Annotated in this window: 10 protein-coding genes; 9 read left to right on the forward strand and 1 reads right to left on the reverse strand. The window is 57.5% G+C overall.

What is annotated here, in order from left to right:
- Positions 1 to 665 precede the first annotated feature (665 nt).
- Entirely contained in the window at positions 666 to 1,952 is a 1,287-nt protein-coding gene (locus U5A67_RS39905) for a LysR family transcriptional regulator (protein WP_321959824.1), read from the reverse strand.
- Positions 1,953 to 2,121: 169 nt separating this feature from the next.
- Between U5A67_RS39905 and U5A67_RS39910 the strand changes: the two genes are divergently transcribed.
- The 9 genes from U5A67_RS39910 to U5A67_RS39950 all read left to right on the forward strand — a co-directional run bounded on the left by U5A67_RS39910 (position 2,122) and on the right by U5A67_RS39950 (position 13,390).
- The gene (locus U5A67_RS39910; RefSeq protein ID WP_321818753.1) at positions 2,122 to 3,156 is read left to right on the forward strand and encodes an aromatic ring-hydroxylating dioxygenase subunit alpha; all 1,035 of its coding nucleotides are present in this window, start codon (positions 2,122 to 2,124) and stop codon (positions 3,154 to 3,156) included.
- Positions 3,157 to 3,229: 73 nt separating this feature from the next.
- Positions 3,230 to 3,703 (forward strand): hemerythrin domain-containing protein, encoded by a 474-nt coding sequence (locus U5A67_RS39915; RefSeq protein ID WP_321818752.1) that lies wholly within the window; start codon positions 3,230 to 3,232, stop codon positions 3,701 to 3,703.
- A gap of 244 nt (positions 3,704 to 3,947) precedes the next feature.
- Positions 3,948 to 5,255 (forward strand): Rieske 2Fe-2S domain-containing protein, encoded by a 1,308-nt coding sequence (locus U5A67_RS39920; protein WP_321818751.1) that lies wholly within the window; start codon positions 3,948 to 3,950, stop codon positions 5,253 to 5,255.
- Between the two features lie 57 nt (positions 5,256 to 5,312).
- Positions 5,313 to 6,083 carry an SDR family NAD(P)-dependent oxidoreductase gene (locus U5A67_RS39925; RefSeq protein WP_321818750.1) on the forward strand — a complete coding sequence of 257 codons (771 nt, stop codon included), beginning with the start codon at positions 5,313 to 5,315 and terminating at the stop codon, positions 6,081 to 6,083.
- 121 nt (positions 6,084 to 6,204) lie between these two features.
- Positions 6,205 to 7,509: a Rieske 2Fe-2S domain-containing protein gene (locus U5A67_RS39930; RefSeq protein WP_321818749.1), complete on the forward strand. Its 1,305-nt coding sequence runs from the start codon at positions 6,205 to 6,207 to the stop codon at positions 7,507 to 7,509.
- Between the two features lie 199 nt (positions 7,510 to 7,708).
- Positions 7,709 to 8,827, forward strand: a complete 1,119-nt coding sequence (locus tag U5A67_RS39935) for a porin (protein WP_321818748.1) — start codon at positions 7,709 to 7,711, stop codon at positions 8,825 to 8,827.
- A gap of 33 nt (positions 8,828 to 8,860) precedes the next feature.
- The gene (locus U5A67_RS39940) at positions 8,861 to 10,123 is read left to right on the forward strand and encodes an MFS transporter (RefSeq protein ID WP_321818747.1); all 1,263 of its coding nucleotides are present in this window, start codon (positions 8,861 to 8,863) and stop codon (positions 10,121 to 10,123) included.
- Between the two features lie 123 nt (positions 10,124 to 10,246).
- On the forward strand, positions 10,247 to 11,710 hold the full coding sequence (locus U5A67_RS39945; RefSeq protein WP_321959825.1) for an aldehyde dehydrogenase: 1,464 nt from the start codon (positions 10,247 to 10,249) through the stop codon (positions 11,708 to 11,710).
- A 78-nt stretch (positions 11,711 to 11,788) separates the two neighbouring features.
- Positions 11,789 to 13,390 carry a GMC family oxidoreductase gene (locus tag U5A67_RS39950; RefSeq protein WP_321818745.1) on the forward strand — a complete coding sequence of 534 codons (1,602 nt, stop codon included), beginning with the start codon at positions 11,789 to 11,791 and terminating at the stop codon, positions 13,388 to 13,390.
- Positions 13,391 to 13,470: the final 80 nt, after the last annotated feature.

Below are 13,470 nucleotides of genomic sequence, written 5' to 3' on the forward strand. Positions count from 1 at the left end.
TTATTGGACCTACTAACGTGGTGGGACCAATTCTATCGGGAAATTTTGGAGATGGTCAATACAGGCGTAAGCGCTGCATGGGCGAAGGGTGGCAACTGTCTGATCGATATAAATGTCTTTATAATCAATTGGATGAATTAAATTATCACCCCTTTCGCGCGATATTTCGCTTGTCGCCCAGGGATTCTACGGACGGCCGCAAGGTGCCAAATCCACTATATTGGACTGCCAAATTGGTCCATCCAGTGAGGCGAGCGCCCAAGCGAGGGATAGGTATGAGCGAGTTGTCCCCATTCAACGTGAAGGCGTTTGGACAGTCACCGGGCGTGATGTGGGACGCAGGCGTGAGTGACGCGCAGGGCGCGTGGCGAATTGATCGAAGCAGCCTGCTGCGGTATCTGATTGCGTTCTGCCTGGCGTACGTGCTGGCCCCGGGGCACTCTGACACTGTCGCGCCATGGAGCGCACGTCACGCTGACGCGCATTGCCGTTCTATTCGGCATCCTGATGAAGTCGATGGCATGCGCGCGAGGGGCTGTATCGCTTCTACGCGATGCGTGCGTTGCCCGATGTCGCGCAAGTGGGATTCATACTTGGCGTGTTCGTGTTTCTGCTCATCGGACTGCCGGCCGTTGCCCTAGGCGTGACCGGAAACCCGAGCTTACTCATACCCAGGCCGCTTCGATCATCGGTTTGCGATCGCTGGTTTCGCTGAGGCTTTCCGAGGCTTGATGCAAGAGATCGAGAAAGCGTCGCTGTGCACTGGTAGGGCGCCAGCTTCGGCGCTTGGTGGCGCCCACCGTGATCATGCTTCCCGCCAATGGATCACCGATTCTGGCGAGTAATCCGCTTCGGATCTGAAGCGCCACCTGGTCTGGCAGAGCCAGCGTCAGCATGTCGCTGCTGCTGAGCATTCGACCGATGATCATTATCGAACCACATTCAACGGGTGTTTGCGGACGAATACCAGAAAGCAGTTGCTCCCACTCCACACGCAGCGGCGACGCCTCGGGCGCAATGATCCAGGGATAGGAAGCAAGCGTTTGATGAGAGGGGTTCCCCTTGCCTACGAGGTGATGATGGCGACCGGCAACAACGACTGGCGCTTCAGTATAAAGCGCCGTGCATTCAAGATCGGATATGCCTGCGTCGGGTTGCTCGCCGACGATAAGATCGATCTCGCCATCGCGCAGAGACTCGACCAGGTCGGCCCAACTGCCTTCCACCACGCGAAAGTTAGCGGGATACTTCTCCGTCACCATCAAAGACATTGCCTCAGGAACGAGAAACGCACGCGCAAGCGGCGTTGTTCCAATCGAGATTACGGGATTGCGCGGATCGAGGCCGAGTTCCGACAACGCCGCTTGCAGTTCCTTGATTGCGAGCCAGCAGCTACGTGCAAAACGATGGCCAGCGAACGGTATGTGTACGCCCCTTGTGCGCCGCTCTATGAGTTTTCGACCCAGCGCGTCTTCAAGCTCACGCATAGCGCGATGTACCGCTGGCTGCGACAAGCCAAGCTCCGCGGCAGAGGCCGCGAAACTGCAAGTCTTCGACAGTGAGAGAAACGCGCGCAACTGCGTCATGGTCAGACGCCGTTCGGGCGAGAAGTCCGCACCTGCGATCAATCGACAGCCTGCAGTCAGATGACCCATGCTTGCCGATGTGCGTTCTAGAACCAGTGCGCCCGCTGACGTTGGAACGATGCCGTCGGGCCTGCGCTCGAATAGCACCACTTCGAGCTGACTTTCCAGCTTCAAGATGCCCTGGGTCAACGCAGGCTGACTCAGGCTAACGGCCGTAGCGGCGGCGCTGATGCTGCCATGCTCATGAACCGCAGTCAGCGCATGAACATGTCGCAAATTCAGATGAAAGACGCTCGTCATTTCGTCTTGTATGCGCAAGCTCGCTCCGGATAAGTCGTTCATATTTTCAATGCCAACGGGTGCCATGAAGGAATACTTATATCAGCTTTCGCTCCGAGATGTCGGTATTTGAATAGTGGGAGGTCGCTTTGAATTCCATCTCTCGCCACCGGAATTAAGATTCACAAATGTCGCGCCGCTGTTCGTCAGCGGGCACGCAAGAGACCCCGCAATACAATAACTACCGGAGACAACAATGTTCTTGCGCAACATGTGGTACGTGGCCGCATTTTCGGCTGACGTTAAGCCTGGAAAGTGTCTGGCTCGCGTATTTCTCAATGAACCTGTCGTCTTGTTTCGCACCGAATCCGGTTCCATCAGTGCGTTGATGGATCGTTGCAGTCATCGCGCCATGCCTTTGAGCAAGGGACACGTGGATGGCGACATCATTCGCTGTCCGTATCATGGTCTGGAGTTCGGCTCAACCGGCGCGTGTTCGCGCATTCCGGGGCAGGACCGCATTCCGCCCGCAGCAAATGTACGCTCGTATCCGGTACACGAGCGCGACGCGCTCATCTGGATCTGGATGGGCGATCCCGAGAAGGCTGATCCGACCAAAATCATCAGTAACTCGGAGCACGTGGACCCTAGCTGGAGCTGGCGTCCATACACCATGCATGTCAAATCCAACTGGCAGTTACTCGTGGACAACATCCTCGATTTGACGCATGTTGCCTACATTCACGCCAATACTATTGGCGGCAATCCCCAAACGCACTTCAGCGCCGATACGTCCGTGCAGTTCGACGGCGAGAAGGTGAGGTTGCTGCGCAAGATGCCCGATTCAGTGCCGCCCAAGACCTACGTTGAGGCGGGCGGTTTCAAGGGCAATGTCGATCGCTGGCAAATTGTCGACTACCAGCCGGGTGCGGGCAATGTTTTGCGCGTCAATGCGGGCGCCTGCGAGGTCGGAACAGGTGCCTACGAGGGGCGGCGCGACAGCGGATTCCAGCTTCTCAACGTGCATGGCGTAACGCCTGAGACGGAGACGACGACTCATTACATCTGGACGATCTGCACAAACGCGCCGCGCGAATCCGGCGTGCCGGAACGCCTGTTCGACCAGTTCTACGAGACGATCTGTGAGGATGAGCGCGCGCTTGAAGCACAGCAGGGGCGAATCGACGACACGCCGGAAATGCGTTTCGTCGGTATTGCGAGCGACGGCGCAGCGACTCGAGCACGGTTGTTGCTCGATAGTCTTAATGAAGCCGAGAGCGCAGTTGCGTAAGTGATCTTGATTAGACAACGCGAGGCTTCCTGAACGGTTGCGCTCGCTGATTCCGGTACAGAGGACGTTGAAGATGAGCGGGTTGATCGAAGATATTCAGATGATGGCGTGGGAGGACGACTACGTGCTCGGCTATGACCCGATAGACGCAATCCATCGCGAGTTCGTGGAGTGTGTCGGCAACTTGCAGCGATGCGACGATGTCGATGTGCCGCAGGCACTCGAGCGAACAATCGAGCACCTTCAGTTGCATTTTGACGACGAGAACAAGCTGATGGTGGCCACCGACTTTCCGCCGCGAGACTGTCATATCGACGAGCACACGGCCGTTCTTCGCTCCGCGCAAGAGGTCCGGAACGCGGTTAATGGCGGCGATTACATTCAAGCACGAAGGTTCGCACAGGCGCTGGCCGAATGGTTTCCAGGGCATGCGAGGCATCTGGACTCCGCGTTGGCTCACTGGATGGTAAAGCGACAGCATGGTGGAAAGCCAGTCGTGTTCCGACGCCTTCAGTTGAACGATATCGCTAGTGTTGGAGGCACCTAAACAAGCGTCTTGAGAGACTCCGATCAGATCATTCACCGAAATTCTTTTACATATAATTAGTACGACTACTTATTAATAGTTTGGTTTTCAGATTATAGACGTCGAATTTCCAATATTAAAATTGATAAATCGTCTCGTAGAGTTTTCAACTCGCGAGACGTATCGTCGCGCCGCCGCTTCGGTATGACGGCGGATTAAGGAGCATCCGACCATGAGCAAATCTGACGTAGCCGATCTTCTGCGTGTGGGGCCAGACGCGCCGATGGGAAAATTCATGAGGCAGTACTGGGTTCCGGCTGCGCTCTCTCAGGAGGTGCAGTGCGACGGTGATCCCGTTCGTCTGATGATCCTGGGCGAGAAGCTGCTCGCCTTTCGCGATAGCTCGGGACGCGTAGGCATACTGGATCATCGCTGTCCGCATCGTTGTGCGTCGTTGTTTCTCGGACGCAATGAGGAAAACGGCATCCGATGCGTGTATCACGGCTGGAAGTTCGATATCGACGGAAATTGCGTCGATATGCCGAGTGTTCCGGCGCACCAGGACTTCAAGGATAAGGTTCATGCACGCGCGTATCGCACAGCTGAGCGTAATGGGCTCATCTGGATTTACATGGGCGAGAATCAGGACAACCCACCGGCGCTTCCCGCCATCGAAGCGAATCTGATTCCTGGCAGCAAGATCTGGTGCCTGCAACGGCAATGCAACTGGCTGCAGGCGCTTGAAGGCGACATCGATACCAGCCATGTCGGCTTTCTTCACGTTGGCGCGCTGCAACCCGAGGATCTGCCGGAAACGTCGCCGCTGCGTCCCACCGTGTTGAATCGTGCGCCTGAGTATCGGGTGCAGAAGGCTGAGTGGGGCGCAAGTTATGGCGCGTATCGACCGACAGAAAACGGAAAGATGTCATGGCGCGCGGCGCAATTCATGTTTCCGTTCTGGACCATGACGCCCAACATTCTGTTTTCGACGCGCGCAATCGCGCGCGCCTGGGTGCCCATGGACGACACGCATGTGATGCTATTCGACATCACCGGGGGCATTGACGAAGGCAATCCGTTCTTCACCACGAAGCTGAAGAACGGCAAACCGATGTACGAAAAGATCCGACGTAAGCCGAACGGTACGGGCTGGTACGACCGCTGGTTGCCCGTTGACGATTTCGATAACGATTGGGGAATCGATCGCGACGCCCAGCGCAACATGATCCACTACACGGGCATCGACAATCCTTCGATGCAGGACCAGTCGATTACGGAAAGCATGGGGCCGATGACGGATCACAGCTATGAACATCTGGCGCCCACCGATCAGATGATTGCCTTTGTACGTAGGCGCCTCATGCAAGCGCTGCGCAGTTTCTGCGACGACTCAACCGCGGCACCTTGCGCTTCGTTACCCGAAACGTATTTCGGCGCGCGTTCCGGGGCGTTCGCGGCCGACCCTGAAGTGGACTTTTCTGCGGCTTACCAGGCAGAGCTCGAAAGAGCGCATCGCTGGCCGGTGAGCGAGTGCGGCGGTCCGGTCCAAAGCACGGTTGAAGCAACGAAATAAGGTGGAGCGTTGGCCACGCGGCGCAACGATTCGAATCGAATATTGATGGAGTCCTTGATGACTGAGACTGAACGACACATGGGGCGACCGGCCTTCGAAGGGCGTGTTGCACTGGTTACGGGAGCGGGGCGCGGCATTGGCGCGGCTATCGCGCGCGAACTTCACGCGGGGGGAGCCAAAGTAGCGGTCACGGATGTGAACTTGCCCGGCGCGGACGCGGTGGCGAACGAGCTTGACCCGAGCGGGAAGACAGCTTGTTCAATTTCGCTCGATGTGCGCGAGAAGCGTGATTTCGATGCTGCACTGGATGCCGTGCTGCACCGCTGGGGTCAGCTCGATATCGTCGTGAACAACGCCGGATTCGCTAAGCGAACCCCAGTCGATGAGATCACGTCCGAAGAATTCGATGAAATCGTGAACATCAACATGCGCAGCGTTTTTCTCAGCTGCCAGACGTTCACGAGGCATATGAAAGCGGCGGGTTACGGGCGAATCGTAAACGTCACGTCGCTCGCGTCGCATAACGGCGGAACAGTCGCCTCCGCACACTACTCTGCGGCAAAGGGTGGAGCGATGACCCTCACGCGTTACTTTGCACGCCAACTTGCGGGGACCGGTGTCGTTGTCAACGCCGTTTCTCCGGGGCCCGTATCGAGCGCGAAGGAACGTCTTGCGCATTTGCGCGATGAGATCAACAAGCAAGTACCGGTTGGCCGCTTTGCCGAGCCGGAAGAAATTGCAGGCGCGGTTGCGCTTCTTGCGTCTGAGCGTGCTGGCTTCATGGTCGGTGCAACGATCGACGTGAACGGCGGCCTGCACATGAGATAGGTCGGTTCATGGCCACACCATCGAGAAATCACGAGGGGAGACCTATGCGCGCAAGTGGCTTTGCTGCGGCGACCGGCGTCTCCTCATTGCAACACAATTGATATTGAGTAAAGGAGTAGAGGTGACAACTCTCGCAGATCTGACCCGTGTTGGACCAGGCACGCCGATGGGCACGTTGATGCGGCAATACTGGGTGCCCGCTGCCAAATCGAATGAACTGAAGCAGGATGGCGATCCCGTTCGCTTGATGATTCTTGGCGAGAAACTGCTCGGTTTTCGTGACAGCGAAGGCCGTGTGGGGATTCTGGACCATCGTTGTCCGCATCGCTGCGCCTCCCTGTTTCTCGGGCGAAATGAGCAAAGCGGCATTCGATGCGTGTATCACGGCTGGAAATTCGATGTGAACGGCAATTGTGTCGACATGCCGAGCGTGCCAGCGCACCAGGATTTCAAGGAGAAGGTGCATGCCAAGGCGTATCGGACGGCAGAGCGCAATGGCCTGGTTTGGGTCTATATGGGCGAGAATCAGGACAATCCGCCGGCGTTGCCCATGATCGAAGCCAATCTGGTCGAGGGCGCGGAGATTTGGTGCCTGCAACGCGACTGCAACTGGCTGCAAGCCCTCGAAGGCGACATCGATACCTCGCACGTTGGATTTCTTCACGTCGGAGCGTTGACGGTCGACGATCTCGACGAAGATCACCCAATGCGGCCGACCATCCTGAATCGCGCACCCGAATACGCGGTCTCAAACACAGAATGGGGCACCATGTACGGCGGCTACCGCGCGAATGACGACGGGTTGCGCTCGTGGCGCGTCGCTCACTTCATGTTCCCGTTCTGGACGCAGACACCCAACAATCGCTTCGAGAGTCGTGCCATTGCGCGCGCGTGGGTGCCGATGGACGACGAGCATTCGATGCTGTTCGATATCACCTGTGGCGTCGACGCGGGCAATCCCGCTTACTCGTCGACGCTCAAGACGGGTGAGCCTCTGTTCGCCCCGTTTGAGTACGCGCCCAACACAGCGGACTGGTTCGGCCGCTGGCGATGTGTCGATGGCACGCACAACGACTGGGGCATCGATCGGGAGCTTCAGCGCAACGGCACGCAGTATACGGGCATCCCGAACATCACGATGCAGGATCAGGCTGTCACCGAGAGCATGGGTCCGATCATCGATCACAGTTACGAGCATTTGGCGCCGACCGACCAGATGATCGCGCGTACTCGACGTCGTTTGCTGCTGGCCGTCCAGGCGCTGAGCGAACAAGGCACATCGCCGCCGGGTGCGAAAGATCAGAACGTGTTCTTCGGCGCTCGCGCCGGCTCATTCCTTCACGAACCGAACGCGTCGCTCGAATCGGCGTATACGGCGCAACTGGAAACCGCAGTCCGATGGTTGGGCGCACAAGACGCGAATTAAGTCGACGTAAACGGCACTTGCGCTGAGATTGCTCACGCAAGTGCCGCAGCTTCGAGGAAGCAGCGCGGAGCGGGGCGTTCAAGGTGAAATTCCAAAGATGTCTATCTATTGAGGGAGTCGACAGTCATTACTTTTTTTTGACTTTGCGAAGAAACGTCGCAAAGACTTAGGTTAATAAAAAACATACATTGGAGATCGAATGAAAAAGCTGTATGTGGGAGCTGCCATGCTCGCAATGAGCGCAACAGGCCCGGTTTTCGCGCAGTCGAGCATCACGCTTTATGGTGTGGTTGACACCGGCCTTGAATTCATTACGCACGCCAGCCCTCAGGGCGGCACGCTTACCCGCTTCCCTAGCATCAGCGCAGGTGATCTGCCGTCCCGCTGGGGGCTGCGTGGATCTGAAGATCTGGGGGGCGGTTTGAAAGCCGTATTCACACTGGAGTCTGGATTCGCGCCCGGAACGGGTAGCTCGTTGCAGAACGGTCGTCTGTTCGGGCGCCAGTCATTCGTCGGTTTTAGCGGTCAGTGGGGGCAGGTGACGCTCGGTCGTCAGATGAACATGACCATGTGGGGCATGGCCAACGCCGATGTGATCGGGCCGGCCGATATCAGCATGGGTTCGTTTGACGGATATCTGTCGGCTGCGCGCGACGACAACAGCATCGCCTATCGCGGGACTTTTTCGAACTTCACGATCGGTGCGAGCTATTCGTTCGGTCGCGATTCGCAATCGGCAGGTAACTGCGGCGGCCAGCTGCCGGGTGACATGGTCTCGTGCCGCGCTATCACGGCGATGGTCAAGTATGACGATGCCCGCTGGGGCGCCGCACTGATTTTCGATGAGCAGCGCGGAGGTCCCGGAGCGACGGCAATGAGCGTGATTCCCGGCTTGCCAGGTATCGCGTTCACCAAGCCGGGATCGACTGATCGTCGCTACCAGGCAAACGGTTATTTCCTGCTCGGATCGGTCAAGATCGCTGGAGGCTGGATTCATCGCGAAGTCGCCGGTGATATTCAGACGGTGCGCACCGATCTGACCTATCTGGGCACATCTATTCCCTACGGCGTGTGGGTTTTCGACGCGCAGGTCTCTCACATCAGCAATCACGATCAGGACGCCAATGGCACGCTGGGCGAGGCACGGGCGAACTACAACCTGTCGAAACGCACGTCGGTTTACGGCTTGGTTGGTTACTTGCACAACAGCGGCAAGAACGCCGTCTATTCCGTGTCGTCGTCGAGCATCGTGCCCGCCATGCCGGAACCCGGTGTGGGGCAGGCCGAGATCGGCGTGGGTGTGCGTCACTTGTTCTAAAAGACAACTAGCGGTTCCCGGAAGGAGTAATGCATGTTGCAACGGAAAATCAATCGTTGGTGGACTGCCGTGGCGGGTGCGCTGGGCGCGGCCACCGGCGGCGGTGTCATCGCTGTATACGTGTTCAGCATTTTTGCCAAGCCGATCAGTGCGGAGTTCGGTTGGTCGCGCGCGACCGTTTCGTTGGGACTTACCGTGTTTTCCCTCATGAACGGGGTCGGCACGGTGTTTCTCGGTATTGCGATGGACCGTTGGGGCGTTAAGCGCGTGACGATGGCGATGATCTTGCTGTTCGGCATGGCGCTCGCAACGGTATCCACGCTGTCGCCGGATCTCCCGGCTTATCTCCTCATGTTTGCCGTGATCGGATTCGCAGCGGCGGCAGCGACCATCATGCCTTACGCGCTCGTCGTGTCGGCATGGTTCGATCGAACACGCGGCTGGGTTCTTGGGCTTATCAACGCGGGTACTGGCCTGGGCGGCGCCGTCATGCCTTTCTACGCCAATTATCTGCTCGCGCATTACGGCTGGCGTGGCGGGTTCATCGGGGTCGGGATTGCGGCGGCGGTGATTCCCCTGTTGGCGCTGGTTTTATTCGTGCGTTTGCCCGAGGGCTTTGAAGAGAAGCGATTGCAGGATCGTCGCGCTGCCGCCAAAACCACGGTGCCTTTACGCACGATCGTGTGCACGAGCAAGCAGTTCTGGCTGCTCGCATTCTCGATTTTTGGCATTTCGTTTGCCACGTACGGAATGCTCTCGCAGTTGACGCCCATGATGCTGGATCGCGGCATTGCGCCGCTTGTCGCTGCGGGCATCATGTCCGCGGCCAGTATCAGTTCGATCTGCTCCCGTCTGTGTTCTGGCGCATTCCTGGACAGGTTCTTTGCGCCGTACGTGGCGGCAGTGATCTTCGTTCTGGCGGCAATCGGCATGTGTCTGGTTTCGGGAAGCCAGGAGGCGACGCTGCTCATGTGTGGTGCCGTCCTGCTTGGTTTGAGTCTCGGTGCGGAAGGCGATCTGTTGACCTTTCTGGTGAGCCGGTATTTTTCGATCTACTCCTTCGGTTCAGTAACAGGAGCGATCTGGTTAATGTTTGCCTGGGGTGGTGCAGCAGGGATTTATATTCTCAATCGATGCTTCGATGTCATGCACACGTACACGCCGGCGGCGTATAGCTTCATTGCGCTTGTCGTGCTCGCTGCCATCGCAGTTTCCCGCCTCGGACCATATCGCTATCCATCAGCCCATCAGCGTTCAGAGGATAGCGAAATAGGCAGCACGGTATCGACACACTAGTCTCGCCACGGACGGCCTCAGGATGACTTCTGACGGCCGTCATATCCATTCACCCCCCCAGAACAATAGGTCTTTCTTATGCACGTTCAACAGTCAGGAAATCCGTCTGTCTCGCCAGCGCCTTTGCTCCATCCTGACAAGCTCTATATCAACGGGCAGTGGGTATCGGCCTCTACCGCGAAGCAGATTTCGGTTATCTCGCCGGATACCGAAGACGTCTATGTGCATGTGGCGGAGGCGGGGAAGGAAGATATCGAGCGGGCTATTTCGGCTGCGCGCAATGCATTCGACAACGATCCGTGGCCGCGTCTGACGCATGCGCAGCGAGGCGCTTATCTGCGCGCGATGGCCGACAAACTGGCCGCGCGCGCAGCCGATATGGCGGCGATCTGGCCGCACGAGATGGGTGTCACGCATGCGGTTGCCAAATCGTTCATGTCACGCATTCCTGGTATCTACAACTTCTATGCGAACCTCGGCGACACCTTTGCATTCGAGGAAGAACGCGCAACGAGTTCCGGCACCGGCAACGGTCTGCTCGTTCGTGAACCCGTGGGTGTGGTGGGCGCAATCATTCCGTGGAATGCGCCCGCAATGATCATTGCGTACAAGCTGGCTCCCGCGTTAATTGCCGGTTGTACCGTGATCATCAAGTCTTCGCCCGAGGCGCCCGGTATGGCGCTGGTTGTCGCCGAAGTGGCGGAGGAAATTGGCCTGCCGCCCGGTGTCATCAATGTCGTGACTGCCGATCGGGAAGCGTCAGACGCTCTGGTGCAGAGCGCGGACGTCGACAAAATCACGTTCACCGGGTCGAGCGCTGTCGGCAAACATATCGGTAGCGTCATGGCTCAACGAGTGGGGCGCTATACGCTTGAGCTCGGCGGGAAATCGGCTGCAATCATTCTCGACGACTATGACGTTGAGGCTGCCGCTAGGGCGCTCGCGTCGGCGTCCTGTCAAATGACGACGCAGGTCTGCGCGAGCTTGACTCGCATCGTCGTTTCCAAAGAACGTCATAACCGTCTGCTCGAAGCGCTCGCCGCCACATATGCTGCTGTGCGAATCGGCAGTCCGTTCGACCCTGCTACCCAGATGGGTCCGGTCGCCACCCGTCGCCAGAGGGATCGCATCGAAACCTATATTGCGAAGGGCGTAGCGGAAGGTTTTACGCTCGCGACGGGCGGCAAACGTCCGGCACATCTGCCGCGCGGTTTCTTTTTGGAGCCCACGGTGTTCGGCAACGTCAGTAATCGCTCTGCGTTAGCTCAGGAAGAGATTTTCGGTCCGGTCCTGGCCGTGATTGCGGCCGACAACGAGCAACACGCTGTTGAGATCGCTAACGATTCCCTCTACGGACTCAGCGGCGCGGTCTTCACCAATGACGTCGATCGCGCATATTCGGTCGCACGTCGTGTACGCACGGGAACAGTTGCTCATAACGCGTTCCGCAACGACTTTGGAATCGCGTTTGGTGGTTTCAAACAATCTGGCATCGGACGTGAGGGGGGCATCGAAGGCTTGATGCCTTATCTCGAAGCGAAGACGGTTCTGCTGGAAAAACTGCCGTCGCATCGGTCGCGCGCCTAGGTGATAGAACGAAACACGTCGATGGTTTTGCCGTGTTTCGACAGAAGAACTCATACTGGAACATTGGAATTCGTCAGCATGGCAAATACGTACGACTATATCGTTGTCGGGGGGGGATCGTCGGGTTGTGTCGTGACTACCCGGTTGGTTGAAGCCGGTTTCTCGGTTTTGCTGCTCGAAGCCGGACCTGCCGACAAGGATATCTTTATTTGTATGCCGGCAGGCATGCGAAACGCGCAGAAGCATTCCTGGAATTATCTGAGCGAAGCGACCACCGGCTCCGAGGTGCCGCCCATTCATATTCATCAGGGACGTGTGCTGGGGGGCGGAAGTTCGATCAACGGTATGGTGTACGTGCGCGGTTCCGCTCACGACTATAACGATTGGGAACGAATCTACGGTTGTACCGGATGGAGTCATAGCGACGTGCTGCCGTACTTCATTCGTTCGGAAGGAAATGAAGTCGTGAGCGGTCCCAGGCACGGCACAGAAGGCAATTTGTGGGTCACGGAGCATCGCTATCGACACCCGCTCACGATGGCTTATCTCAAGGCTGGACAGGAAGTCGGCTTTCCGTATCTCACGGACATGAGCGGAGCGACCGAGCAGCAGGGGGTAGGCTTCTGGCAGTGCACGATTCATGAAGGCAAGCGAGGTAGCACAGCGCGAGCATTCCTTCAGCGAGTCATGAAGAATCCTCTGCTTACCGTGGTGACTGGAGCAACCGCGCAGAAGATACTCGTCGACAGCGGCTCTGCTCGCGGTGTCAGCTACGCTGTCAAGGGTAATGCCACGATCGATGCGACTGCGAAGCGCGAAGTCATTGTTACGGCGGGCGCGATTGAGACGCCGAAGCTGTTGATGCTCTCTGGCATTGGACCATCGGATCACCTGGCCGAGTTCGACATCAAAACTGTCGTAGATCGCGCGCAGGTCGGAAAAAATTTTCAGGACCACCTGATGGTCTCGATCACGGCGGAGACGCCAGGGATCCGCAGCTTCTTGCGCGAAGGCGTGGGTCTGGCCAAAATTGCAAATGGTCTCGAATGGCTCACCTTCAATCAGCACGGTGTGGTTTCATCCAACGTGCTGGAAGGCGGCGGCTATTTCGACATCGACGGTGATGGGCGGCTTGACTCGCAGTTGTTCGTTTTCCCGTTCTATGAAGGCAAGCGCGAAGGGAACGACAGTCCGAACGAGATCACAGATGGCATGGCTCTGAAGGTCGGTCACATGTACCCCGAATCGCGTGGTGAAGTGCTGCTCAGTGGACCGAACGCCAGTGACAAGACGCGCTTGAGGGGAAACTACCTTTCGGCAGAGGGCGACCTGGAAATGCAAGTGAAAGCGTTCAAGCTTGGTCTGAAATTTTTCGACGCACCGTCGCTGAAGAAAATCACGCGTAATGTGGCGCCACAACTGACCGACGATCGGGAAATCGAGAGGTTCGTGAAGAAGAATTGCACCACGAACTTTCACCCGACTTCGACTTGCCGCATGGGAAATTCCCCGGACTGCTCGGTGGTCGATCCGTCGTTGCGGGTGTGGGGAATCGACAAGCTCCGCGTTGCCGATGCTTCCGTGATGCCGCACATCATCGCCGGCAATACGAACGCACCGACGATCATGATCGCTGAGCGGGCGTCGGAAATGATTATCAACGCGGCGAAGCTCGCTTAAGTTCGAACACACCGTGCACGACAAGTAGGCTGAGGTTTCCGCACGAAGGTGCTCGGATTGTCGGTGAACTCTGGGGCAGG

Source organism: Paraburkholderia sp. J69-1 (assembly GCF_905220255.1).
Taxonomy (GTDB): Bacteria; Pseudomonadota; Gammaproteobacteria; order Burkholderiales; family Burkholderiaceae; genus Paraburkholderia.